Origin of the sequence: Rhodoferax lithotrophicus, from assembly GCF_019973615.1 — a bacterium.
In the GTDB taxonomy this organism is placed as follows: Bacteria; Pseudomonadota; Gammaproteobacteria; order Burkholderiales; family Burkholderiaceae_C; genus Rhodoferax; species Rhodoferax lithotrophicus.
The window spans coordinates 3,124,355-3,148,954 of sequence record NZ_AP024238.1 but is presented as its reverse complement, the minus strand read 5'-3'; the positions used below and the strand labels follow the sequence as shown (position 1 = coordinate 3,148,954).

General features: G+C 52.0%; 17 protein-coding genes. 9 read left to right on the top strand and 8 right to left on the bottom strand.

From position 1 onward, the window contains the following. Positions 1-88: 88 nt before the first annotated feature. Positions 89-3,565, top strand: a complete 3,477-nt coding sequence (locus LDN84_RS14500) for an MASE3 domain-containing protein (RefSeq protein ID WP_223904152.1) — start codon at positions 89-91, stop codon at positions 3,563-3,565. On the opposite strand, the gene LDN84_RS14495 is transcribed toward LDN84_RS14500, so the two are convergent. Together LDN84_RS14495 and LDN84_RS14490 are read right to left on the bottom strand one after the other, a co-directional pair. Beyond that, positions 3,547-5,610, bottom strand: a complete 2,064-nt coding sequence (locus LDN84_RS14495; protein WP_223904151.1) for a sensor histidine kinase — start codon at positions 5,608-5,610, stop codon at positions 3,547-3,549. The two genes, LDN84_RS14500 and LDN84_RS14495, sit on opposite strands and share 19 nt — an antisense overlap. Beyond that, entirely contained in the window at positions 5,607-7,001 is a 1,395-nt protein-coding gene (locus LDN84_RS14490; RefSeq protein WP_223904150.1) for a sigma-54-dependent transcriptional regulator, read from the bottom strand. Before LDN84_RS14490 ends, LDN84_RS14495 begins: the two co-directional genes overlap by 4 nt. Positions 7,002-7,433: 432 nt before the next feature. Here LDN84_RS14490 and LDN84_RS14485 point away from each other — a divergent pair, with 432 nt between their 5' ends. The 8 genes from LDN84_RS14485 (at position 7,434) to LDN84_RS14450 (ending at position 16,613) form a co-directional block, all read left to right on the top strand. Continuing rightward, the gene (locus LDN84_RS14485) at positions 7,434-7,643 is read left to right on the top strand and encodes a formate dehydrogenase (RefSeq protein ID WP_223904149.1); all 210 of its coding nucleotides are present in this window, start codon (positions 7,434-7,436) and stop codon (positions 7,641-7,643) included. 32 nt (positions 7,644-7,675) lie between these two features. Beyond that, a complete protein-coding gene (locus LDN84_RS14480) occupies positions 7,676-10,636 on the top strand; it encodes a formate dehydrogenase subunit alpha (RefSeq protein WP_223904148.1) in 2,961 nt (986 codons plus the stop codon). A gap of 10 nt (positions 10,637-10,646) precedes the next feature. After that, positions 10,647-11,285: a formate dehydrogenase FDH3 subunit beta gene (gene fdh3B / locus LDN84_RS14475; protein ID WP_223904147.1), complete on the top strand. Its 639-nt coding sequence runs from the start codon at positions 10,647-10,649 to the stop codon at positions 11,283-11,285. Then, positions 11,282-11,503 carry a hypothetical protein gene (locus tag LDN84_RS14470; protein ID WP_223904146.1) on the top strand — a complete coding sequence of 74 codons (222 nt, stop codon included), beginning with the start codon at positions 11,282-11,284 and terminating at the stop codon, positions 11,501-11,503. Before fdh3B ends, LDN84_RS14470 begins: the two co-directional genes overlap by 4 nt. 14 nt (positions 11,504-11,517) lie before the next feature. After that, positions 11,518-12,693 carry a formate dehydrogenase subunit gamma gene (locus LDN84_RS14465; RefSeq protein WP_223904145.1) on the top strand — a complete coding sequence of 392 codons (1,176 nt, stop codon included), beginning with the start codon at positions 11,518-11,520 and terminating at the stop codon, positions 12,691-12,693. A gap of 19 nt (positions 12,694-12,712) precedes the next feature. Then, positions 12,713-13,051, top strand: a complete 339-nt coding sequence (locus LDN84_RS14460) for a hypothetical protein (protein ID WP_435405884.1) — start codon at positions 12,713-12,715, stop codon at positions 13,049-13,051. Between the two features lie 5 nt (positions 13,052-13,056). Further along, a complete protein-coding gene (locus tag LDN84_RS14455; RefSeq protein WP_223904144.1) occupies positions 13,057-13,911 on the top strand; it encodes a formate dehydrogenase accessory sulfurtransferase FdhD in 855 nt (284 codons plus the stop codon). Between the two features lie 185 nt (positions 13,912-14,096). Further along, positions 14,097-16,613: an ABC transporter permease gene (locus LDN84_RS14450; protein WP_223904143.1), complete on the top strand. Its 2,517-nt coding sequence runs from the start codon at positions 14,097-14,099 to the stop codon at positions 16,611-16,613. Positions 16,614-16,646: 33 nt separating this feature from the next. Here LDN84_RS14450 and LDN84_RS14445 read toward each other — a convergent pair whose 3' ends face one another. The 6 genes from LDN84_RS14445 to LDN84_RS14420 all read right to left on the bottom strand — a co-directional run bounded on the left by LDN84_RS14445 (position 16,647) and on the right by LDN84_RS14420 (position 24,597). After that, complete coding sequence (locus LDN84_RS14445) at positions 16,647-17,777, bottom strand: DUF1972 domain-containing protein (protein WP_223904142.1); 1,131 nt, start codon at positions 17,775-17,777, stop codon at positions 16,647-16,649. Further along, complete coding sequence (locus LDN84_RS14440) at positions 17,752-18,978, bottom strand: glycosyltransferase family 4 protein (protein ID WP_223904141.1); 1,227 nt, start codon at positions 18,976-18,978, stop codon at positions 17,752-17,754. Before LDN84_RS14440 ends, LDN84_RS14445 begins: the two co-directional genes overlap by 26 nt. 55 nt (positions 18,979-19,033) lie before the next feature. Further along, a complete protein-coding gene (locus LDN84_RS14435) occupies positions 19,034-20,419 on the bottom strand; it encodes a hypothetical protein (protein WP_223904140.1) in 1,386 nt (461 codons plus the stop codon). A 146-nt stretch (positions 20,420-20,565) separates the two neighbouring features. Then, complete coding sequence (locus LDN84_RS14430) at positions 20,566-21,594, bottom strand: glycosyltransferase family 2 protein (RefSeq protein WP_223904139.1); 1,029 nt, start codon at positions 21,592-21,594, stop codon at positions 20,566-20,568. Then, positions 21,591-23,108: a polysaccharide biosynthesis C-terminal domain-containing protein gene (locus LDN84_RS14425; protein WP_223904138.1), complete on the bottom strand. Its 1,518-nt coding sequence runs from the start codon at positions 23,106-23,108 to the stop codon at positions 21,591-21,593. The genes LDN84_RS14430 and LDN84_RS14425 overlap by 4 nt, the downstream gene beginning before the upstream one ends. Further along, on the bottom strand, positions 23,101-24,597 hold the full coding sequence (locus LDN84_RS14420; RefSeq protein ID WP_223904137.1) for a hypothetical protein: 1,497 nt from the start codon (positions 24,595-24,597) through the stop codon (positions 23,101-23,103). Before LDN84_RS14420 ends, LDN84_RS14425 begins: the two co-directional genes overlap by 8 nt. Positions 24,598-24,600 lie beyond the last annotated feature (3 nt).

Below are 24,600 nucleotides of genomic sequence, written 5' to 3'. Positions count from 1 at the left end.
CTGGTATGGGGTGATCGCATGGATTGAAATGGAATAACTTCCTGGCCTTTTTCATTGATCTGTTCGACTTTTTTGTTTTGAATCTTCCATGGCTGTTGCTAGACGTTTCACTGATTTGAGTGGCCTCACAAGCTGGCAACTGGTGGCACGCGCCGTATGGCCACCGAGTTTGCTCGCGTTGATCACTTGGTTGGCTTCCGATGTGAGCTACTTATTCGGGCACAGTCTTGCCGAGCTATTTTCAGTGGTGGTCGCCATGACGGCCCTTTTGGTGGCCACAACATCAAAACACTTCACCCGAAACGATTTTGTGGTGTATGTTGCCGTGGCCATTGGCTGGTGTGCGGCACTGGATTTGCTGCATACGCTGGTTTTCAAGGGCATGAATGTACTGCCCTCGGACAGCGCCAATCCGGCGACCCAGTTTTGGATTGCTGCACGCTCCATGCAGGCACTGGCCTTGGTCACGGCTCCATGGCTGTTGCGTCGAAGTGTTTGGGTGGGGTGGATACATCTGGGTTTTGGCGGCTGGAGCTTGTTGTGTATGTTGCTCATTCTGACCGGCCAATTTCCTGCTGCCTACATAGACGGCCAGGGGCTGACCACCTTCAAGATCGTGACCGAATACATCATTATTGGGCTGCTTGGTTTGGCTTTGTTGCAGTTCTGGCGTGAGCGCGTGCTCATGTCTGCACATTTATTTGCCAGCATGTCGATGGCAGCTTTAGCCATGATGGTGTCAGAGTTTGCTTTTACCCAGTATGTGAGCGTCTATGCGCCATCCAATCTTGTTGGCCATTTGCTTAAAATTTACGCATATTGGTTTGTTTATGTGGCTTTGGTTCAAAGCACTTTGCGTGATCCTTTTGCCATGCTGGCACGGGCAGCAAGTACCTACGATGCCGTGCCCGATCCCACACTGATTGTGGATGAGCATGGCCTGATTCGGCAGGCTAATCTGGCGGCTGCGAAGCACGTGAACTGCCCGAAAGAACAGTTGGTTGGAAAGGATAGCCATGACTTGTTTCACGATAGCCATGTTCCGGCGGTGGAGTGTCCCGTATGTTGTCGATTGAGCCAACGTACCGAAGTCTTCATGCTTGAGCTTGATTTGCCTGAGCATCGGGCAGTCGAATGCAGTTTGGCTCCCTTTGAACAAACCATCAATGCATCCACTTGGGTTCAGGTGGTTCGTGACATCAGTGAGCGTCGTCAGCTGGCGCGTGAGCGTGAAATTTTGCTCAGTAACCTGGGTGAGCGTGTGAAAGAGCTGAGTTGCCTTTATGCGGTTTCTGAACTGATGAAGCAGCCAGATGTGTCTGTTCCAGAACTTCTGACCGCCGTTGTGCAGCGTTTACCTTCAGCGTTTGTATTGCCAGCGCATGTACAAGCTGCGGTGACTTGTGACTGGGGGCATTTTGGTGCCGCCGGAACCCGCATCGCGCCACGTTGTTCTTTGAATGCCAACTTTGAGCTCCACGGTAGCCAGGTCGGGGTGCTGCAGGTTTGGTACCCCGATGATGTCACACCTGACGGTGGACATTTTTTACCAGAAGAACAGGCGCTGGTTGAAAACGTGGCGCAAATGATCAGTGAAAAACTGGACAGAAAGCATGCTACGGAACGGGTGCAACGGCTTTCATATTTTTATGAATTGCTCAGCGCAACCAACCACGCGGTGATTCGTAGTCGTAACCGTGACGAATTGCTTCAGGCTTTGTTCGATGCCTTAAAAGCCAATGACACTTTTTCCATGTTTTTTATTGCCTTGACAGAAAACGGTCAAATGCCTTTACGTCTGCACATGTACCACGGTTTTCCGCCGGAACGTGTTCCTCAACTGTTGCAGGTTTTGGGTGATGAGCATGGTACTTGGGGCGGAATATACGCACAACTTGATGACACCGGAAAGGTGGTTCTGCATGATGTGTTGCCAGTTGTGCAACAAATTGCCCCCCCAAAAAACAACTCCTTTGAGGACTGGTACAACTATTTGCTTCACCGCGATATCAGTCAATGCGCGGTATTACCGTTGATCTGTGAAGGGCACATTCAGGGCGTGGTTTCTTTGTATGCGATGGGAACCTCCGTGTTTGATCAGGAGCAATTACGTTTGCTCAATGAAATGGCCGATGACATGAGTTTTGCCATGAACACCTTGCAGAGCAGGGCGCAGAAACTGGTGGCGGAGCACGAGTTAAAAATGATGGCGACTCGGTTTGAGGAAGTTTTTCAGTTTTCGCCCGTACCTATGCAAATTCATTCGCTGGAGACACACCGGGTGAGGGCGATGAATCGGGCGCATGCGCACTGGCTGGGCTATACGCTGTCTGAAATTACCGATGAAGACGACTGGTTTGCAAAAGCTTACCCCGATGTTGAATTGCGCACCCGGTTGCGTTCCAGTTGGCAGGACAGCGTAGATGTGGCTAGCCAGGGGCAATTGGTGACATCACCAGAGCTTGAAATTCAGTGCAAAGACGGTTCTGTTCGTATAGCTCGTGGAACCATGACGGTGGTTGGTCACGATGCCATCATTGCCTGGACGGACTTGACGGAAATTCGCCACAATGAACGCGCTTTGCGCGATAGTGAGCAGCGCTTCCGAAGCATGGTTGAACAGTCCATCAGTGCCATCTATGTGTACCGTGGGGGGCACTATATTTATGTAAATCCGCGTTATTGTGAACTCATTGGTTGGCCTGTTGAGGCGTTGCTCGGCCAGGAGGTGGCGCGTTTCTGTACCCAGGAACCAGGCAACTTGGAAGACTTGCAATCGGCATGGGATGAATTGCAACAAGGTCGGGCGGCTCAGATTTCTTGTAACGTGATGATGCGCCGCAAAGATGGCGCCGTGATCGAACTGGGACTCACCGTTCAATTGATCACCTGGGATGATGATCAGCCTGCGGGCATTGTGATGGCTCAGGATGTGACCGAACGAGCCCGTAATGAGGCGCGTATTGCAGCTTATGTCAAGCAGTTGGAAGCCTCCATGCGTGGCACCATGCAAGCGGTGTCCAACATGGTGGAAATGCGCGACCCCTATACGGCAGGGCACGAGCGCCGTGTGGGACTGATTGCCAGTGCACTGGCTCAAGAGATGGGGTGGTCACACGAACGTTGTCAAAATCTGGAGTTGCTGGGTTTGGTGCATGACATCGGGAAGATTGCGGTCCCTTCGGAAATTCTGACCAAGCCAACACGTTTGTCCAGGCTGGAAATGGAACTGATGCGGGGCCATGCCCAAGCTGGCTACGATATTTTGAAAGACGTGCCGTTTGCCACGCCCGTGGCAGAGATCATCCGGCAGCACCATGAACGAATGAATGGCACGGGCTACCCGCAAGGCCTGAAAGGTGAGCAGATTTTGCCTGAAGCACGTGTGCTGGCCGTCGCTGATGTGCTGGAGTCCATTTCATCGCACCGACCTTACCGGCCAGCGTTGGGCATCGAGGCTGGATTGGCAGAAATCGAAAATCACCGGGGAGAGCTCTACGATCCCGCCGTGGTCGATGCAGCGGTGCGTTTGATTGAACAAAAATCTTACGTGCTGCCAGATTGAGCTGGTTCGCACAATAAGCAAACTCCAAATACAGCCCCATGGTTATCGTCTCCCAGCTCATGCCGGTTGTGGGCGCTGATGCTGCCACCGTAGCGCTCAACGAGGCCAACACTGATCCACAACCCCAAACCGTTGCCATCGGTTTTGGTCGTGAAAAATGGGCTGAACAGTCGCTCCTTGGCTTGCTCACTCAGGCCGATGCCGGTGTCGCACACCTGGATCAGCACGCCTGATTGGCCAGCGTCATCCTGCTGGTCGCGGCTGCGCAAGGTCAGCGTGCCACCTTTGGGCATGGCCTGAATGGCGTTGATCATCAGGTTGATCAGCACCTGCTGCAGTTCCTGGCGGTTGATGGCCACGCTGTGGCTGGCCTGCCAGTCGCGCTGCACGTGGATGCTGGCCTGGCCCAGCAGGTGTTCCACCAGCACCAGTGAGCTGGCTAGGGTGTCGTTCACATCCAACGCCACCACGTAGCCCGCATAGTCGTTGGGGCGGGCGTATTGCAGCAACTGGGTGACGATCAGGCGCATGCGCTCAATTTGCTGATCCATCAGGCTGATCTCTTCGGCCACTGGGCGGGCCTGCGGCCCCAGGGTTTCGCGCAGCAAGTCCAGATTGCCCTGCATCACGGCAATCGGGTTGTTGATTTCATGCGCCACGCTGGCGGTCAGTTGGCCGATGGCAGCGAGTTTCTCTGATTTGACCAACTGCGCCTGCGCCTGCTGCAAAGACTGGGTGCTCTCTTGCAGCTCCTGGGTGCGCCGCGCCACCTGGGTGTCGAGTTCTTCGTTCCAGCGTTGCAGCCGGGCGGTATTGTCGTTGACGGTGTCCAGAAGATGATCCAGATGGCCGGCCAGCGCCCCCAGTTCGTCTTGCTGGGGCAGCAAGCCGACACGCGCCGCTGCCTGACCTTCTTCAACGTCCTGCATGGTTTGGTTCATCCGCTCCACCGGCTGAAAAATGCTGCGTGCCCAGCGCAAGGACAGCCAGGCCGCCAACACCATGGCCACGCCAAAAATGCCGATCACCAAGGCCAGAAGGCGGGTTTTGACCTGGCGAAACGGGGTTTCCAGGTAGCCCACGTAGAGCATGCCAATGCGCTCACGCTGTTCATTCAGCAGCGGCTCGTAGGCCGAGACATACCAGTCGTTGACCACAAAGGCGCGATCCAGCCAGGTTTCACCGCGTTCCAGCACCGCCTGGCGCACGGCTTGCGAGACGCGTGTGCCAATGGCGCGTTGCTCCTGAAACAGTCGCACGTTGGTGGTGACGCGCACGTCATCCAGAAACAGGGTGGCGGTGCCCAGGCTGCCCAGCGGCAGCGAGCCTTGCGGGTAGACGATCTGGTTGATGTGGTCGATCAGTGGCAGGTTTTGGTTCAGCAGCATTCCGGCCTGCACCCAGGCCAGGGGCTGGCCGTCGGCACCTGAGACGGGGTAGCTGGCCAGCATCATCAGCGCCCGATCTTCCTGGGTACGTTGGCTGGGTGCGGCGTTGGGGGTCGCCACCAGGGGGATGTCCAGCCGTGCCGCCAGGTGTGGTGCGAGTTGCAGTACCTGGGTTTGACTCAGTTTCAGCAGTTGGTTGAACTCAGCAGCCGTTTCTTTAAGCCAAATTGGCCTACTGCCCTTGTCAATCAAGCGTGAGTAGCTATTATTTTTGAGCCAACTGGCCGACAGCAATTGGCCTTGCGGGCTGTACAGGTTGACAAAGTCCAGACTGTGTGTCTGTTGGGCTTTTTGCAGGGTGTGTTCAATCAGTGCCGTGTTGTGCGTCACCAACGCCTGATGCAAGGCGTAGGAGTTGGCGGTGGCCTGGGTGCTGGTGCCCACCTCGGACTGCACTTGCAAAAAGTAACCACGTGCCACCGCCAGGTCGCTGCGCACTTTGGTGATGAGCAACTGGTCATAGGCGGCGTTGCCCCACAGCACCAGGGCGGTCATCAGCAGCGGCAACACCACCACCAGGGGCAGCAAGGCCAGCACCATGAGCTTGTGGCGCACCGACAGGTGCAGCCAGCGCCGCTGCCAGATTTGCAAATTCATGCACTGGCCCAGTCGGCGCAGCGGCGCTCCAGGGTGCGCCGCGAGATGCCCAGCAGCTCGGCGGCACGGGTTTTGTCGCCCTGCACCCGATCCAGCACCGACTGAATGTGCTGCTTTTCCAGCGCCTGCAAATCGGTCGGGTAACGGGCTTGCGTCATGGCTTGGGCTGGCGTGCTGCCGTACAGGGCCGACACGTTGAGCTCACCCAGGATCAGTGAGCGCTCGATCAGGTTGCGTAATTCGCGGGCGTTGCCTGGCCAGTCGTATTGCATCAGGTAGTCCATTTGCTGCGGCGAAATGGACAGCGGGTGCAGACCGATGCGCGGGGCCAGTTGCGCCATGAAATGGGCCACCAGGTCGGCAATGTCTTCCTTGCGCTGGCGCAGAGGTTGCAACTGCATGTCGACCACTTGCAGGCGGAAAAACAGGTCTTTGCGAAAGCGCCCGGCCGCCACTTCATCATGCAGCACCCGGTGCGTGGCGGCCATGATGCGCACATTCACCGGGATAAGCTGGTTGCTGCCCACCGGGCGGATTTTCAGATCTTCCAAGGCACGCAGCAACGCGGCTTGCACCGGCAGCGGCAGCTCGGCCACTTCATCCAGAAACAGGGTGCCGCCTTGCGCGTAGTAGAACAAGCCGTCGCGCGACGGGTTGGCCGAGCGTGTAGCTGCCTTGGCCTGGCCAAACAGGGTGATCTCGATTTGCTCGACCGACATGCTGGCGCAGTTCACCGGCACAAAAGGGCCGTTTTGGCGTGGGCTCAAATAATGCAGGGCGCGGGCCACCAGTTCTTTGCCGGTGCCCGATTCACCTTGCAGCAGCACCGTGCTGTCCACTTGCGCCACCCGCGGTAATGAGGCCCGCAGGTTTTGCATGTAGGCGGAGCGCCCGATCAGGTTGATGCCGGTGTCGGTCTGGCGCGACAAGGTGTGTTTGAGCACAAAGTTCTCGCGCGCCAGGCGCGCACACTCAAAGCAGTGCTTGATAGCGTTGAGGATTTGCGGCACCCGAAACGGTTTCAGGATGAAGTCTGATGCGCCAGCCCGCAGCGCTTCAATCGCGGTTTCCAGGTCGGCAAAGGCGGTGATCAGAATCACGCTGCCGCGAAAACCCTGTTCACGCAGGGTTTTTAACCAGGCCACGCCGCTTTGGCCGGGCAGCGAGATGTCCAGCACGATCAAGTCCACATGCTGTTGCAGCAAAAATTGCGCACCGTCTTCGGCACTGCTCACGGCATGTACCGAGTGGCAGCGCGGCACCAATGTCTTGACCAGAAAATTGCGCATGCCGGGTTCATCGTCAACAATCAAAATCGACCAGTTGGGCCAACCTTCCATGGGTTTGGCGGGCGGTGTTGGTATCTCGATAGGCAGAGTCTGGTCAGGCATAGGTGTCTGAAATTCTATCGATAGACCCGACAAAATTAGTCAGGTAAAAATATTTTTGACATGAATCAACGCTTGGGAGACGGAGCGCGTGGTGACGTGTTGATCCACTTGAACATCAGGCTTGCGACAACTTGTCGCAAAGTAGATGGACATATTGACGCATGTGCTGAAAAACCTGGAGTTGGCTGTATGGCAAGCCACAGATGAAATCTCTGTTTGAACACATTCAGAGAGACGAAATGGTGTCTGGCATTTTTTGTGCTTTATGTTTGTGCTACATCTGTTACTGATGGCGATGTGATGGGTATCCGATATAGAAAGCACAACAATGGATCGGGTTTGCCCACTTGCAGGATCGCTTGCGTGGGGTTAGATTCAACGCATTCTGCTATGTTGTTGAGTTCATAAGTATTTCACTTGAGGAGACTATTCATGCCTTCATCCCCTTCCAAATTGTCGCGCCGTACGTTGTTCGCTGGTGTTGGCACTGCGGGTGCATTGGCTGCTGCGGTCAGTGTCATGCCGACTGTGAAATCGGTGACCGAGGCGACAGCGCCCACGCCGCTGGTCAAACCTGAAAAAGGTGGTGGCTACGCACTGACGGATCACGTCAAGCACTACTACAAAACTGCGCTCGTTTGAGCCGTCATTTATTGCGCTTTCTGGAGACTTCTATGTTGTTGACCCCAAAATCTGCTTCTGCAGGCCGTGCGGTGCGCACGCCGTTTGTTCACAGCTTGCGCCGGGGCTTAAGCCAAGCCTTGCCCACCATGGATCGGCGTGCCTTTTTGCGCCGCTCTGGCTTGGGGGTGGGTGTCGGTTTGGCCGCATCACAACTTAGCTTGGTGAAAAAGACGCACGCAGCTACCGGAAATGTAGCGGTGGGTGAGGGCAAGATCGAGATCAAACGCACGGTGTGTACCCACTGCTCGGTGGGTTGCGCGGTGGATGCCGTGGTGGAAAACGGGGTCTGGGTGCGTCAGGAGCCGGTGTTTGATTCGCCCATCAATCTGGGCTCTCATTGCGCCAAGGGTGCTGCCTTGCGCGAGCACGGTCATGGCGAATTCCGTCTGCGTTACCCGATGAAATTGGTCAATGGCAAGTACCAGCGTATCAGCTGGGACACTGCGCTCAACGAGATCAGCACCAGGATGCTGGAGCTGAAAAAAGCCAGCGGCCCGGACAGTGTGTATTTTGTGGGTTCCTCCAAGCACAACAACGAGCAGGCTTACTTGCTGCGCAAGTTTGTCAGCTTCTGGGGCACCAACAACTGCGACCACCAAGCGCGTATCTGCCACAGCACCACGGTGGCCGGTGTGGCCAACACCTGGGGTTATGGGGCCATGACCAATTCGTACAACGACATGCAAAACAGCAAGTGTGCGTTGTACATCGGCTCCAACGCCGCTGAGGCGCACCCGGTCAGCATGTTGCACATGCTGCATGCCAAGGAAACCGGTACCAAAATGATTGTGGTCGACCCACGTTTTACAAGGACTGCTGCCAAGTCTGACGAATATGTGCGCATTCGCTCCGGCTCCGACATTGCCTTCCTGTTTGGTGTGCTCTACCACGTGTTCAACAATGGTTGGGAAGACAAGCAGTACATCAACGACCGCGTTTACGGCATGGACAAGGTCAAGCTTGAGGTTATGGCTAACTGGACACCCGACAAGGTGGAGGAAGTTTGTGGTGTCAAGGAAGAGCAGGTGCTGCGCGTGGCCCGCATGATGAGTGAAAACCGTCCCAGCACACTGGTGTGGTGTATGGGGCAGACCCAGCACAGTATTGGCAATGCCATGGTGCGCGCCTCGTGTATCTTGCAGCTTGCCCTGGGCAATGTCGGCAAGAGTGGCGGTGGTACCAATATTTTCCGTGGCCATGACAATGTGCAAGGTGCGACCGATGTGGGCCCCAATCCCGACTCGTTGCCTGGCTACTACGGCATTGTGGAAGGGGCCTGGAAGCACTTTGCCAAGATTTGGGGCGTGGACTATGAGTGGATCAAAAAGCAGTTTGCAACGCCTGCCATGATGAGCAAGCCCGGTATCACCGTGTCGCGCTGGATCGATGGTGTGCTGGAGAAAAACGAGCTGATCGACCAGGACAGTAATCTGCGCGGTGTGTTTTACTGGGGCCATTCACCCAACTCGCAAACCCGTGGCCTGGAAATGAAACGTGCCATGGACAAGCTCGATTTGCTGGTGGTGGTGGACCCCTACCCATCCGCCACCGCCGCCATGGCGGCCATGCCCGGCAAGCCCGAAGACCTCAACCCCAACCGCGCGGTGTACCTGCTGCCTGCGGCCACCCAGTTCGAAACCAGTGGCTCGGTGACGGCTTCCAACCGCTCGATCCAGTGGCGTGAAAAGGTGATTGAGCCGCTGTGGGAAAGCCGCAGCGACCACATGATCATGCAGCAGTTTGCCGACAAGCTGGGTTTTGGCAAAGAATTGTCCAAGAACTACAAGATGCAAAAGGTCAACGGCATGGATGAACCGGTGGTTGAGGATATCCTGCGTGAAATCAACAAAGCCACCTGGACGATTGGCTACACAGGCCAAAGTCCCGAGCGTTTGAAAGCGCACATGCGCAACATGCACATGTTTGATGTGAAAACCTTGCGTGCCAAAGGTGGCAAAGACAAGGAAACCGGCTACGACCTGACGGGCGATTATTTTGGCTTGCCCTGGCCGTGCTACGGCACACCCGAACTCAAGCACCCTGGTTCTCCCAACCTGTATGACACCTCCAAACACGTGATGGACGGTGGTGGCAACTTCCGCGCCAACTTTGGTGTAGAGCGTGAGGGGGTGAATTTGCTGGCCGAAGACGGCTCCCATTCGCTGGGGGCAGAGATCACTACCGGCTACCCCGAGTTTGACCATGTATTGCTGAAAAAACTGGGTTGGTGGGATGATTTGACCGAAGATGAAAAGAAAGCCGCCGAAGGCAAGAACTGGAAGACCGATCTTTCGGGTGGTATTCAGCGTGTGGTCATGAAGGTGCATGGTTGCCATCCGTTTGGCAACGCCAAGGCGCGTGCCGTGGTGTGGAACTTTCCTGATGCCATTCCCAAACACCGTGAGCCCTTGTATGGGATTCGACCTGACTTGGTGGCCAAGTACCCGACCCATGATGACAAAAAAGCCTTCTGGCGCTTGCCCACGCTGTACAAGACGGTGCAGGACAAGAACATTGCCGACAAGGTGCATGAGAAGTTCCCGTTCATCATGACTTCTGGTCGCTTGACCGAGTACGAAGGTGGTGGTGAGGAAACCCGCTCGAATCCATGGCTGGCGGAGTTGCAGCAAGAAATGTTCATCGAAATCAACCCCAAGGTGGCGGCTGACAAGGGGATTCGTAATGGTGACCGGGCTTGGGTGTCAACACCCACCGGTGCACGCTTGAATGTGCAAGCCTTGGTGACACCACGGGTTGGCCCTGACACGGTGTTCATGCCCTTTCACTTCTCGGGTCGCTGGCAGGGGGCCGACATGCTGGCTTACTACCCGGCAGGGGCTGCGCCCATTGTGCGGGGAGAGGCGATCAATACGTCCACCACCTATGGTTATGACAGCGTGACCATGATGCAAGAAACCAAGACTACGGTCTGCAACATTGAAAAAGCATAAGGGGAACAGCATGGCAAGAATGAAATTTGTCTGCGATGCAGAGCGTTGTATTGAATGTAATGGTTGTGTGACAGCCTGCAAAAACGAGCATGAAGTGCCCTGGGGTGTGAACCGCCGCCGGGTGGTGACCTTGAACGATGGTGTGCCGGGTGAAAAGTCGATCTCGGTGGCCTGTATGCATTGCAGCGATGCACCCTGTATGGCGGTGTGCCCGGTCAACTGTTTCTACCGTACCGACGAAGGTGTGGTGCTGCATGACAAGGATGTGTGTATTGGCTGCGGCTACTGCTCATACGCTTGTCCATTTGGCGCACCGCAGTTCCCCAGTCAAGGCACGTTTGGCGTGCGTGGCAAGATGGATAAGTGCACTTTCTGTGCCGGTGGTCCCGAGGCCAATGGCAGCCAGGCCGAGTTCGAGAAATATGGCCGCAACCGTCTGGCTGAAGGCAAGCTGCCAGCCTGCGCTGAAATGTGCTCCACCAAGGCGCTGATTGCGGGTGATGGTGACGTGGTAGCCGACATCTTCCGCAACCGCGTGTTGCGCCGTGGCAAGGGTGCTGAAGTCTGGGGCTGGGGCACTGCATATGGCTCTAAACAGGCTGGCCAACCAAATACAGCTGCAAGTGCCAACCAAGGAGTCAAATCATGAAAACATTTTTGATGGCAGCTACCTTGGTGGTCGGTTTGACGGCTTGTGGTGAAAAACCGCAAGCACTTGAAACCAACCAACACGACAGTGCTGCTTACACGGGCACTGGCAAGGCCTTTGTGAACAAAGACTGGAATCCGGGAGATAAAGGCAGCTGGGAATCCCATATGAAAGCACGTGGTCAATATGGCCAAAACGACTACACCCGTATGAACTGAGCCGGAGGCATGTTATGAAAAACGCCTTAATTTTGAGTTGTGTACTGGCGCTATGTGCTGGTTCGGTCATGGCGCAGACTGCTGCCGCTTCTGCAACGGCAGCGTCTTCACCGAATACTGCTCAGGTCATGCAGGGTGTCCAAAGCCAGAACATCATGGATGTCCAACCGGATGCCAGCCAAGAACCTGGTTACGCCACTCAAACCAACGGCGAGCGTGCCAAGGTTCAGCCTGGGAACAATGCTCCCATGTGGCGACAGGTTGGATCAGGCGTGGCAGGCTACAGCAGCCTGCCTTTCACTCAGGCACCTGAAGCTGGTGTGTTGATTCAACGTTACGTGCAGTACCCGGGTTCACGCGTTACCAATGCGGGTGAAGCCTGGCGGCAAACCCGGAACAATTGGTTGATTCCCTATGGCGGTTCATTGATTTTGATCAGCGTATTGGCCTTGGCCATCATGTTTTTCACCAAAGGGCCGCTGGGGCATGATTACCCGGTCAACAGTAAAAAGATCGAACGTTTTACTCCGTTCGAACGAGCCGCTCACTGGGCCAATGCGTTTGCCTTTGTTGCTCTGGCCGTGTCTGGTCTGACCATGGCATTTGGCAAATTCATTTTGCTGCCGGTGATTGGTACCACCTTGTTTGGCTGGTTGACCTACTTGCTTAAAAACGTGCACAACTTTATCGGACCGCTGTTTGCAGTGTCGTTGCTGATCGTTATTGCCATTTTTGTTAAAGACAACATTGCCAACGCGGCTGACCTGAACTGGCTGAAGAAGGCTGGTGGCATGCTGGGTGATAAACAAGTGCCATCACACCGCTTTAATGCGGCTGAAAAAGGCGTGTTCTGGTGGGCCGTGACACTGCCTGGTCTGGTGGTGGTGATTTCTGGCCTGGTGCTTGATCATTTGGTGCCCGGTCTGGGGTATTTGCGCAGCGACATGCAAATTGCCAGCATGGTGCATTCGGTGATGGCATTCTGGATTGCGGCCATTCTGATCGGACACATTTACATGGGCACTATCGGTACCCGTGGTGCACTGGAGGGCATGAAAACCGGTTACGTGACCGAGGGCTGGGCCAAAGAACACCATGAACTTTGGTACAACGATGTCAAGGCAGGCAAGATCCCGGCGCAACGTGGGCCAAGCCCGGTGGCGGCTGCGGGCAAGCCAGTTCAAGTTTGAGACGGTTGGAGACACCTCAATGACCTACATGATGAAAACACTCACTGCTGCATCCGTGCTGGCGCTTAGCGCCTCACTGGCCTGGGCCAAGTTGCCTGCGCCTTCTGATGAAGCCAAGGCCAAAGCTGCCGAGGCTGCCGCCAAAACCGCCTGGGCGGGCAAGGTGGATGCGTTCAAGCTTTGCAAAGCCCAGGATGCGGTGGTGGCTCACTACAAAAAAGCTGCGCTCGCCAAAGGGGCTGCGGCCAGCACCTGTGCTGATCCAGGGCCTTTTGTTTATACGCCAAATGTGCCTGCAGCGCTTGCTGCGCCTGCGCAAGCAGCTCCTGCTTCTGTAGCGGTTGCCAAAAAGCCCTGAGAGTCTTGCTGCCCCGATTAACACAAGCTCGCGCACACCTGACGCGCGAGGTGTCGGTGTTCAACGAGTTGGGCACGTATGACACGGTGTCGATTCCCGCTGAGCGTGCACTGACGGTTTACGTGGACAAGCGTGAACTGGTCACGCTGATGACACTGGGGGCGCACCCGGAGCTGCTGGTGCTGGGTTTCCTGCGCAATCAGCGGCTGGTGGCTTCGGTGGACGAGGTCGAGTCCATCACCGTGGATTGGGAGGTGGGCGCTGCCGCCGTCAAGACCCGTCAAGGCATCTCAGACATTGAGGCGCGTACCGCCAAACGGGTGGTCACCACCGGTTGTGGTCAGGGCAGTGTGTTTGGTGATTTGATGGCCGAGGTGGATAGCATCGAGCTGCCTGCGGCCACCTTGTTGCAGTCCGAGCTGTACGGTCTGGTCAACGCCATCCGCTTGCAGGAAACCACCTACAAATCCGCCGGTTCGGTGCACGGCTGTGCGCTGTTTCGTGGGGCCGAGATGCTGGTGTTTGTGGAAGATGTCGGTCGCCACAATGCCCTCGATACCATTGCCGGCTGGATGTGGATGCAAGACGGTCAATACATGAGTGGGGCCGACAAAGTGTTCTACACCACCGGTCGTCTGACCAGCGAGATGGTGATCAAGTCCGCCCAAATGGGGGTGCCGATTGTGGTGTCGCGCAGTGGTATCACCGAAATGGGGTTGGACGTGGCGCAGCGTTTGGGCTTGTGCGCTATTGGTCGGGCCACCAACAAGCGGTTTTTGTGTTTCAGTGGGGCGCATCGGTTAACGATGCAGCCGGAGTTGGTGGGAAGTCCAGCTTTCCAGGCGACTCAAGCCGGTTGAGTTGTTATCCGTGCAGTGGCCGTCTTTGGCGGTCTCTTCATACTGGAGTAGCAGAAATCGTTAACCACTCAAACCAGCCACCTTGCCTGGCCTATCCACCAAGCTTGATGATCGTCCCCAGGTACTAAAGGGCCAACAACCCAAAGCACACATCAAGCACATGCCAACTGCGGTATCGTCCACCCATGACCATTTCTTTTCTGACTTTAGGCCTGCGCTCCCTGCGCCGTGATTTGCGCGCCGGTGAATTGCGTTTGTTGATCGTGGCAGTGACTTTGGCGGTGGCTGCACTGACGGCGGTCGGTTTCTTTGCGGATCGGCTCAAAGGTGGCTTGCAGCGTGATGCGCGCCAGATGCTTGGCGGGGATGCCGTGGTGGTGAGCGACACACCATTGCCGGACTCCTTCATGGCGCAAGCCAAAGCCCTGGGGCTGGCGCAGGTGCAAACGCTGATTTTCCCCACCATGGCGCGTGCGCCTGAAGCCCAAGGTGGGGCCATCAAGCTGGTGGCCTTGAAGGTGGTACAGCCGGGTTATCCCTTGCGCGGGCGCTTGCGTATCAGTGATCAGCCCGAGGGTGCGGGTGCACTGGCCCAAGGCATTCCCAACCCCGGGCAAGCCTGGGTGGATGCGGCTTTGTTGGATGCACTGGGCCTGCAAGTGGGCGCTGATTTGCTCCTGGGCGACAGCCGTTTTCGCGTCAGCCAGATCATCATCAATGAACCGGATCGTGGGGCCGGGTTCATGAATTTTTCGCCCCGGGTGATGATCCATCAGGCTGATATTGAAGCCACCGGTTTGGTTCAACCCGCCAGTCGCTTGCGTTACCGCTTGGCGGTGGCGGGGGATGATCAAAGTGTGCAAGCCTTTGTGGATTGGGCGCAGGCGCAAGTCGAGGCGCATACGGTTCGGGGTGTTCGCGTTGAGGCCCTGGATGGTGGTCGCCCAGAGCTTGGCAGTACATTGGAGCGTGCAGAAAAATTTCTGAACCTGGTGGCTTTGTTGGCCGCTTTGCTTAGTGCGGTGGCAGTCGCCTTGGCGGCGCGTGGTTTTGCAGCGAACCATCTGGATGACTGTGCCATGCTGCGGGTACTGGGTTTGCGCCAGCGCACCATTGCGGCGGCGTATACGCTGGAGTTTTTCTTGATTGGCGTGCTGGCCAGTGCCTTGGGTGTGGGCCTGGGCTTTGGCGTGCACTATGGTTTTGTGGCCTTGCTGTCGGGTTTGGTGGAGGCCAATCTGCCCGCCGCCGGGCCGTTGCCGGTGTTGTTTGGTATGGGGATGGGTTTGACACTGTTGCTGGCGTTTGGCTTGCCGCCAGTGCTGCAACTGGCACAAGTGCCACCACTGCGGGTGATTCGCCGGGATGTGGGGGGGCTTAAACCGGCCTCCATGAGTGTGCTGGGGCTGGGCGTGCTGGGGTTTGCCGCTTTGTTAATGGCTGCCAGCAGTGATGTGAAGCTGGGCTTGATTGCGGTGGGTGGCTTTGCGTTGGCCACCTTGTTATTTGCCGGGATGAGTTGGCTGGCCGTGAAGCTGTTGCGCTGGAGCGTGAACGATGCCACAGCCCCCACCGCGTTGGTGCTGGCGACCCGACAAATTGCCGCCCGCCCGGCCTTTGCCGTGGTGCAGGTGAGCAGCCTGGCCGTTGGCCTGTTGGCGTTGGTGTTGCTGGTGTTGTTGCGCACGGACTTGATCAGCAGCTGGCGTGCCGCCACCCCGTCCGATGCACCCAATCGTTTTGTCATTAATGTCATGCCGGAACAGGGTGAGGCATTCACCCAGGCACTGAAAGCGGCCGGGGTGACAAAATTTGACTGGTTTCCCATGATCCGGGGGCGTCTGGTGGCCGTGAATAATCAGGAGATCAATCCTGAAGATTACCCTGATGAGCGTGCTCGCCGCCTGGTTGACCGTGAATTTAATCTGTCGTACGGCGCCATTCAGCCTGTACAAAACTTGGTGGTGAATGGGCGCTGGCTGGCGAACGAGACTGGAGCCGTCAGCGTTGAAGAGGGCATTGCCAAAACATTGGGTCTGGTTTTGGGGGACTCTTTGACGTTTGACATTGGTGGGGTGAAAAGTGTGTCCAAAATCACATCACTGCGCAAGGTGGACTGGGGCTCCATGCGGGCCAATTTTTTTGTGATGTATCCAGTGGACAAGCTTGAAGGGGTGCCAACCACCTACATGAGCGCTTTTAAGGCACCTGTCACCAGAGGGTTTGACAGCCTATTGCTGCGTCAATTTCCAAATATCACCACGGTGGACATGACGGCTACCATTGCACAAATACAGCGTGTGCTGGATCAGGTGATTGCTGCCGTTGAGTTTTTGTTTGCCTTCACCTTGGCGGCAGGTCTGGTGGTGCTGTTTGCTGCGGTCACTGCAACACGGGACGAACGTGCGCGTGAATTTGCCATCATGCGTGCTGTGGGGGCCAGAGCCAGTTTGTTACGCCAGGTGCAGCGTTATGAATTGGCTGGTGTGGGGCTTCTGGCTGGTTTCCTTGCCTCTGTAATGGCTAGTTTGGTGGGATGGGCACTGGCGCACTTTGTGTTCGAGTTCGACTGGTCTGTGTCGCTGTGGGTGCTGTTATTGGGTTCTCTTGCAGGGGCTTTGCTGGCTTTGCTGGCGGGATGGTGGGGCTTGCGTGAAGTGTTAACTCGGCCAGTGGTTGAAACCTTGCGGCAAACAACGTGATGGGTCTTGTTTGAAATAGATTCTGCTGTGCGTTCAATTGGGTAGGAACGACATTAAGAGCTTTTCATATTGAGCAAGGATATCTGTCCAATAGAAGGCATCTTTGAATCTTTGCTTGGCATGTCCTCGCAAGGTTTCAAGAAGAGAAGGGTTCGCTTCCAATTTGTCAATGCAAAGGGCAAACTCTCTAGCATTACTGAAGTATTTAGCTCCCTGACCCGCAACCCAACGGTTGAATTGATTGTCATGGGCGATGACCGCATTTCCGGCACCCAAAGCCTCGACTAATGAAGGATTTGTACCTCCGACTTGATGACCATGAATGTAGGCCAAGCTGTGAAATCGAAGTGAATGAAGGACATCTTTGTCATAAATGGCCCCAACAAATTGAACTTCCGGACTGGCTGCAGATTTGACGTTTTGTTGATAAGCATTGGTGTCTTCATAGTTACCAAGTACCAAGAGCTTTAATCCGCGTTCTTTAGCAGAGAAACCTTGAACAATCTCCAGTAAAGAATTTTCTGGTTCCGCTCGTGCGATCACTGTTAAATATTTGCTTGGTTCTAGACTAAAAGCCTTGAGCGGCTCGACTGGAGCATTCGTAACCAAATCAGCTCCATACGCAATGGTGGTGATTTTGCTCTCTGGCACTCGTGTTATTAAATGTTCCCTGATTTTGGGGTGATCTGCCACCAAGTGGTTGCCAATCAAACATCCAACCCAGTCATTGATCCAAAACCAAGCTTTGGTTACTACCCCCCATTTGCCACGATGCCACTCAATGCCATCCATGTTGAATATATTGGGAATACCATTAAGTCTCAAGCGTGTACTAAAGAGAGCTGTGTTGTAACCGAGGGTCAGGCATAAGTCTTTATATTGGCAAGCATGTCCGATGGATTTCCAGTCAAACACAACGGCACCTTTTGCACCTGTTTGTGTAACTGAGATGTGCACTCGCTCTACACCTTGCCAGGTGTCTTCAAAGATGGGGCCCGTGCCATTGTCTTGGCAATACACCACCACCCTCCAGCCCTGGGCTACGAGATAAAGCGAGAGGTATTCGGCAAATGTTTCAAAACCACCATAGGCGGCGGGCACACCGCGTGTACCGAGGATGCGAAGGGTTTTTTGCATATCAATGTTTAACACCAAGGCTTGCATACAGCTCTAGCGTAGCTTGTAAATATCTTGCGCGATTGAAATTGCTGGTGACATGATTGCGTGCGTTACGCCCCGCGTTTGCCATTTGTGTCAATGGCATGTCTACCACGCGGGAAAGCAGATCCGTCAACTCCTCGCTATTGCGACTTTCAAAAGTCCAACCTGTTTCGCCTTCAATTAACATTTCTGGAATACCGCCTATTCTCGCACCGATTATGGGTGTGCCCAGCGCAAAGCTTTCCAGAACGCTCATTGGAGCGTTTTCATACCATTCAGATGGCAGCACTACGGCTCGCGCATCGCGGATAAGTGCATGCAGCTCTGAGCCCAATTTGTAGCCCAGGAATTCAATATCGCCTTGAAGCTCAGCCTGTAATGTATGCAACTCAGCCTCGATAGGCCCTGTGCCAGCAATCTTGAGCTTGATTCCGGCAGCTTTGGCCGCTCGCATCAGTGTGGCGATACCTTTTTCTGGTGCGATGCGGCCAAAATACAAAAAGTAGTTGCCTGGGTTATAGCTAGGCTCAAAACGCGTCGAATCTACGAAATTGGGTATATACGCAAACTTGTCACCCGGCCAGCCCCACTCTATAAATTTTTCCATAAAGAAGCGGCTGGGCACCACCACCTTGTCCAGCTTGCCCTGGTAGGTATTTAGCATGCGATGCACGATACTTTCCACCATCACTATGGCACTTGCAGTCAGTGAATCGCGCACACAGCGATGCTTTACTACATTGAGTAAATTCCCCTCTTTACACTTTTCGCACACGCCGGTGTCGTTGAGCATTTTGTAGGCCGGGCATGCAATCTTGAGGTCATGGGCAGTCATAACCACTGGTACCCCTGTATCGCGTAGCGTGGAGATGATGGATGGTGATAGGTGGTGGTAAACGCAATGCAGGTGCGCAATATCTGCCGGAAAGTCTTGCAAAAGTCGTTTGAGTTTGTTCTGCGCTTCAAATGAATAGACCACCTTGGAGGCCATTGCGAGCTTTTGACCTAGGGAATAGGCGTGCCCAAACTCAATCTCATCAATGAAGTACTTAGACCAAAGTGTGTCTAAATTTTTTGAGTGGTTCATGGAGAAAAAGCCATTGATCCAGCCCTGTTCCTCCATCAGTGCGGCGTGATCCAGGTAAACCACATCTGATCCACCACGGCGGTAGTGGTAATTGTTAATACTCAAAATTTTCGGCATACCGTGATTATTAAATAAATTCAAAAGTGAATATATATTATATATTATATTATTTTTATTCAATATTGTGGATTTTTAAAGCATTAACAGAGTAAGCCGGCACTACAAATTCAAATTCACCAAATTGGTTTACGTCAACGTAAACTTCCTTTCGGAGTGGAGATATTTTGTATTGTTCAGAATAGTTATTGCTTTTTGGATCATTGCTGGAAAGAATTGCTGCCTTAATCAGCAAGCGTTTTCCGGCAAGTATGGGCACTAAAAACTTATTAGTCGATGCAGTGCTTCCTCTATTAATTAACCAAATTGAATACTGATTTCGCTTATCATTTGTCATAACAACTGCATTAATGTCATATCCAACACCATTTTTTGCATCATTTAATGTGCTAATAGCAGACACCAAAACTTTATCTAATAGTGTCTCGCGCAAAAGGACTAATGCCCAGTAAACGGCGCTGGGGTAGATAACCCCATCAGTTCGTTTGTGAAATAGTGGCCATGGTCCTTTTGTGCCGTGGAGTGAGTGTATGAACGCCCCATTCGTTTGCTGCGTCTGAGCGATTGAGATCATCATGTCGGCGGCACTTATTGCGGCCGCCTGTCCAGCTGTTTGTGGCCAATTGTTTTTCCATCCCGGATCAGCAGGCGTACCAAGTGGTGCTCTACCGTGCTCTGTTATCCAAAGTGATCCGTTCTGTGAGGCTGACTGAACTGAACTTAAATTCTTACAAAGTTGCTTTATTAGCTTTGGTAAAGGCAAGCCCCATGGTGCACCATCGTAGTACAAATGGCTTGCAAATTCTGTGGTGACTTGACTTAGTGCCGCTGCAATATAGGAGTTGTAATCGACACCGAAAGTGTTGGTACTGGTGTGTGCCCAATCTTGCGACATGCTAACTAACTTGGCTTCATGAAGGAAAGGCTTTACTGCATTGGCGACTTCAGTGGCGACACTTGCATATTTTGAGGCTGGCCAACTGTAGCTCCCACGATCCAGTTCATTTCCTAGTTCCCACCTGTAAATTGCAGGCATGCCTTTTGACCGTTCACTATCGAAAAATGCGGCCAAATTGCCAGCAGATTTGGCTAAATTTTGTGATGTGTTGGGGGTGTTTAATGCTCCATATAGATTTAGCACATACCACGCGGTTCCACCTGTTTGCTTCACAAAACGGAGATACTCACTCGGACCAAATTGGACAGCTTTAGGTTCTTGATAGCCAACTATCTGCTGCGATCTTCGTGCAGAAATAGGACCGATTGCAGCAGACCAGTCAAAGTGATTTGCAACTGTTCCACCGGGGTATCTATAAATCGCACCAGGGAATCGTTGGAGTAATTTAATGACTCCACTTTCAACGCTCCCCCCTTCTGTATTCCATAACGAATTCTGGAATTCAATTAGCTCCAAGTTAAAACCGAAAAATTGCGGGGTCAAAGTTCTGTATATTGAGTCTTGTACAGTAATATTCGTATCACCTCGTATTTTTATTTCTGGCTGGACATTGCATTGGCCCAGTGCAATTGCATGAACGAAGAGTATAAGCACTACAACAGATAGGGATGATCTGATATTCAGCACATTTATCGCTCAACTGTAATATTAGATGTTGCACTTAGAATAGTTTGACTTTTAATTATTTTGTTAGGTGGATATTGTTTTTTAAATAATCCACGTAACAATCCTATTGCATAAAAGTTCCAAGAAAAAACAGAATAAATGCCCATTGGAATAGATTTCTTTCGTAATGACATGACTGCAAACGGTGCAACTGCCAAATTGATAACAACTAACTTATAATTAGAAAATTCAAAAAACCCATAAATCAAAAAAATCCACCATATTATAACAATTGAGTATAGTCGCAACTCTTTGACTTCTATCAAGATGAGTTTTAAGTGTGGTTTCCAGATAGCGCTGCGTAATAGTTCGCCAATGCCTAGAACATATCCACTAGTCCAACGTTTTTTTAGTAGCGAATATGCCTCGATTTGATGACCAAAGTGCGTCACAGATTCGATATTCATGCGCTTAAGTTTCCAACCGGCGGTACGAAGACGGGCTGCCAGTTCATACTCTTCATAAGAATGCAGATTTCTATTGGTGAAATAACCAATACTGATAATTGCACTTCGCCTATAAACGCCGCCACCATCAAGTCGGTCTACTTCGCCAGGTTGTAGATTGACTGGTGCACGCAAGAGCCTGGCGCGGAACTCGAGGCTATCTAAATTCTTCTCAATTACGCGTCCTCCAACTCCGGCGAGTTGAGGTTCATTCTCTAAAGTTCTCAGGGCAGCGGCGAGAAATTCAGCTGAAAGAACCATGTCTCCATCAACAATCCAAATAAATTCACCAAAGGCAGCCTGATAGCCAAGTTGCCCGCCGATGCCGCAACAGCGTTCATCCGGGTTTGTAAGCTGTGTAATCTTTATAGGATATTTTGATGCGATAGAGACAGTTCTATCTGTTGAGTAAGAGTCAGCAAGAATGACTTCTCCACCTACGAATGAAATTGCATGAATTGCACTCACAATAGTGGAACCTATTTTCGCTTCTTCATTGAACGCTTTGATAACGATGCTAACCTTCACTCTTGTATTCATTGTCATAAATTGAAGAAAGTTTTGGGTAGTAATGAGTTTAATATTTTAACTTCTTCCTTACTAAATGCATGCATTGTACGAACTACGAAAATATAAAAACTTCCACCGATAAAAACTGCAATAAAAAGACCTAGTAGAAAAGGAAGCATTTTATTTATCAAAAAAATTAATAAAAATGTCAGAATACCTGAAATTAAAAACACAGTTGCAGCACGTAAATCTGGTTGATAACAATAGCCGGCTTTGCGTAAATAGAAGGTTGCATAAGTGTTGTAGGTCAATCCGCTTATTGCTGAAACTGCAATAGCACCAAGTGGACCAAGTCTTGGTATTAACAATAACGCTATAGGAAAAACAATAGATGATGCTATTCCTGCATAAAGTTGCATTTTATTCTTTTCAAGTGTTCCTGCCAGTAATGACAATATTATCTTATGGCTATTAAATACTAAAATTCCTAGCATTCCAACTAAAAGCCAGTGTGCTTCCTCATACTTGCCATTTGATATTAATGAAAGTAATCTTCCACCATAAACGGCAGCAAAAGCAATAGTGGGCGTTAGTATCAATAAGTTCAATTTCAGAACGAGCTGAGCCAAAGAATTGAGTTGTCCAAAGTCTCCAGTTTTTACATATCTGCTAACGAACACTGGTTTGATGAGTCGAAGCAACAAAACCGTAGGCAAATAACGTTGTACCGTTTCCGCCAAACTATGTGCAAAGCCATAAACAGCTGATTGCAACACACCAAGTAGGCGAGTAACCATCAGTTTTATTACTTCAGCACTGAAAAGTTGAAATACGACCTGTGCAAAATAGTTAAAGAATGCGAAACGTTGAAGTCGTTGCCGATTTTTTTTCACAATCAACCATCCATCGTGCAGTCCTGCCAGAGAAAAATGGCTAAGTAATTGCACAGTGCCAAACAATGCTGCGATGCAAGTGGCTATCAGTTCAATTTGTACCATATATAGGATGTCTATCGTAAATAGATGCCAGCCTAAATACAGAAGCAGAAGCTTCAGAACCACATATATCGACATGCTGGTTTGTGCCGGCCGTTGATGCAACATCGATTCCAAAAGCACTACGGCAAGCCCTAGCAAGCCAGAAAATGCCACAACACCAAGCCAAAGTTTGAAAAGACCGCTATACGCGTTCAATCCGACAATCGCAGTAATGTCGTCTGCAAATAGCCACCCAATTCCTACCATGAAGAATAAAGTGCCGACACGTGCACATAGTACTGCTGCTACAAAGCCAAGTAACTCAAAGTCTGAGTGGTGCATGCGCAATTCCGGCATAAACCGTTCTGCAGTGGTGTCAATGCCAAGATCGGACACTACAAGCAAACTTGCTTGTAAGGCACTGAACGCTATGTAAATGCCGTAATCGGCTGGTGTTAACCAGCGTGCTAGGGCAATCAATGTGACTAGGCTGACAACTGCATTGAGTGCCTTACCAAAGAAGAAGTGAACGAGAGAAGCTTTGACGGCAGATTTGCCGTAATGATTAGCCATAGGTCGTATGGTGGTTCTCGCGCCACCAATATGCCACATAACCTAGGAAAAACATAGCTGCAAACTGCATTGGTGGGCTACTAACGATAGTTACTTCATAAAAAATCGTAAAAGGCATCAAAGCGAAGGCAGCCTCTACGCCTGTCATTGCAGCTCTGTGCCATGGAGGTAATGCTGAATTCGATTTGAGTTTACGGGCACGAAAGAATCCAAGAACAAATATTGAAATGAACACAAGACTACCAACAACACCGGTTTCCCATAGCAATTTTGAAATGCCGGTTACGTCAAGCATTACTGCTTGCGCACGCACAGCTACACCCGTACCAATGATGGAGCTTGAGCTGACTGCACTCGCTAATCCATGTCCGAAGAGTATGGTCAATGGGTTGTCTAGAAGTGCGTGCCTGTCCCACCAAAAAACTAATGACTTAACACGGCCTAAGTTGGTCGTTGATGGCTGAAATTTCGGGTCAAAACTGTAGGCAAAACGATCATACAGTGCATCAAGTAATCCCTTGTTATCGTCTGTCTGCCAGTACAAGTAGTAATAGGCGATCAACAAGCAAGCCATTAAAATTGCCACCGCTATTGATCCGGATATAAAAGCGATTGGTTTTTTGAATGCATATTCTCGGTATACCAAGAAAAAACCTGCAGGGATCATCAATGCAATGATCTTGGATTCCACCATGGCCATTGCGGCAAAACTTGACACAAAGATCAAAAAAAACCAAAAGGTTTTAAGTTGTTCTTGTTTGTGCAGGGCTATAGCCAGCGTGGCCATTAGCGACAAATAAACACCTAAAGAGCCACTTTCACCACCACCAAATTTATCACCTCCAAAAGTTCCAACGATGCTGTCCCAAGCGGATCCAGGGTAATGACCAGCAAGTCTTAAGGGAACTATAAGCAGCTTTTGATATATACAAAAAACCCATTGCACACTTCCAACGGTCAACATAAAAAACAATATACCCTTTAGTAATCGCTCACTCGGGTAGCAGTAAGCAATATAGGCAAACACACCAAATACCGGTAGATAGATTCGTACACCGACCAACCAATCCAGCATCGGTAGGTTATTAGCTGCAGAGCCAAATAACAATATTGCCCACCAAAGTCCAATCAATGCCAAGAAGCCAGGATCTTCTGATGTAGCAATGAACGGTGTAAATGTGTGTTGTAATGCTGCGTAGGCTAACAGCAGGACCCCCAGCCCCGAAAGAATCCACTGAAATTGGCCTAAACCTAAAAAATATTTAATCGTTCCTGCAATGAGCAATGTAAAGGCCGCTAAGAGAGCTAAGCTTATATCAGGACGTTTAAGTACTATGCAAGCAGGTATAAGTGACATCAGCGCCACTATAAGAATATATGAACCAGATCCGACTAAGATGCCTACAAAGAAAGCCAAACAGATTGCAATCAGCAAAATAATAGTGGTATTTTTTAATTTCAATGAAGGTATTTTTATCAAAAAATTCATAAT

Coding starts and splice junctions, on each gene's coding strand:
- fdh3B (WP_223904147.1), top strand. CDS start 10,647: ATGGCAAGAATGAAATTTGTCTGCGATGCAGAGCGTTGTATTGAATGT.
- LDN84_RS14480 (WP_223904148.1), top strand. CDS start 7,676: ATGTTGTTGACCCCAAAATCTGCTTCTGCAGGCCGTGCGGTGCGCACG.
- LDN84_RS14495 (WP_223904151.1), bottom strand. CDS start 5,610: ATGAATTTGCAAATCTGGCAGCGGCGCTGGCTGCACCTGTCGGTGCGC.
- LDN84_RS14470 (WP_223904146.1), top strand. CDS start 11,282: ATGAAAACATTTTTGATGGCAGCTACCTTGGTGGTCGGTTTGACGGCT.
- LDN84_RS14430 (WP_223904139.1), bottom strand. CDS start 21,594: ATGACAATGAATACAAGAGTGAAGGTTAGCATCGTTATCAAAGCGTTC.
- LDN84_RS14485 (WP_223904149.1), top strand. CDS start 7,434: ATGCCTTCATCCCCTTCCAAATTGTCGCGCCGTACGTTGTTCGCTGGT.
- LDN84_RS14460 (WP_435405884.1), top strand. CDS start 12,713: ATGACCTACATGATGAAAACACTCACTGCTGCATCCGTGCTGGCGCTT.
- LDN84_RS14465 (WP_223904145.1), top strand. CDS start 11,518: ATGAAAAACGCCTTAATTTTGAGTTGTGTACTGGCGCTATGTGCTGGT.
- LDN84_RS14440 (WP_223904141.1), bottom strand. CDS start 18,978: ATGCCGAAAATTTTGAGTATTAACAATTACCACTACCGCCGTGGTGGA.
- LDN84_RS14445 (WP_223904142.1), bottom strand. CDS start 17,777: ATGCAAGCCTTGGTGTTAAACATTGATATGCAAAAAACCCTTCGCATC.
- LDN84_RS14500 (WP_223904152.1), top strand. CDS start 89: ATGGCTGTTGCTAGACGTTTCACTGATTTGAGTGGCCTCACAAGCTGG.
- LDN84_RS14420 (WP_223904137.1), bottom strand. CDS start 24,597: ATGAATTTTTTGATAAAAATACCTTCATTGAAATTAAAAAATACCACT.
- LDN84_RS14425 (WP_223904138.1), bottom strand. CDS start 23,108: ATGGCTAATCATTACGGCAAATCTGCCGTCAAAGCTTCTCTCGTTCAC.
- LDN84_RS14450 (WP_223904143.1), top strand. CDS start 14,097: ATGACCATTTCTTTTCTGACTTTAGGCCTGCGCTCCCTGCGCCGTGAT.
- LDN84_RS14490 (WP_223904150.1), bottom strand. CDS start 7,001: ATGCCTGACCAGACTCTGCCTATCGAGATACCAACACCGCCCGCCAAA.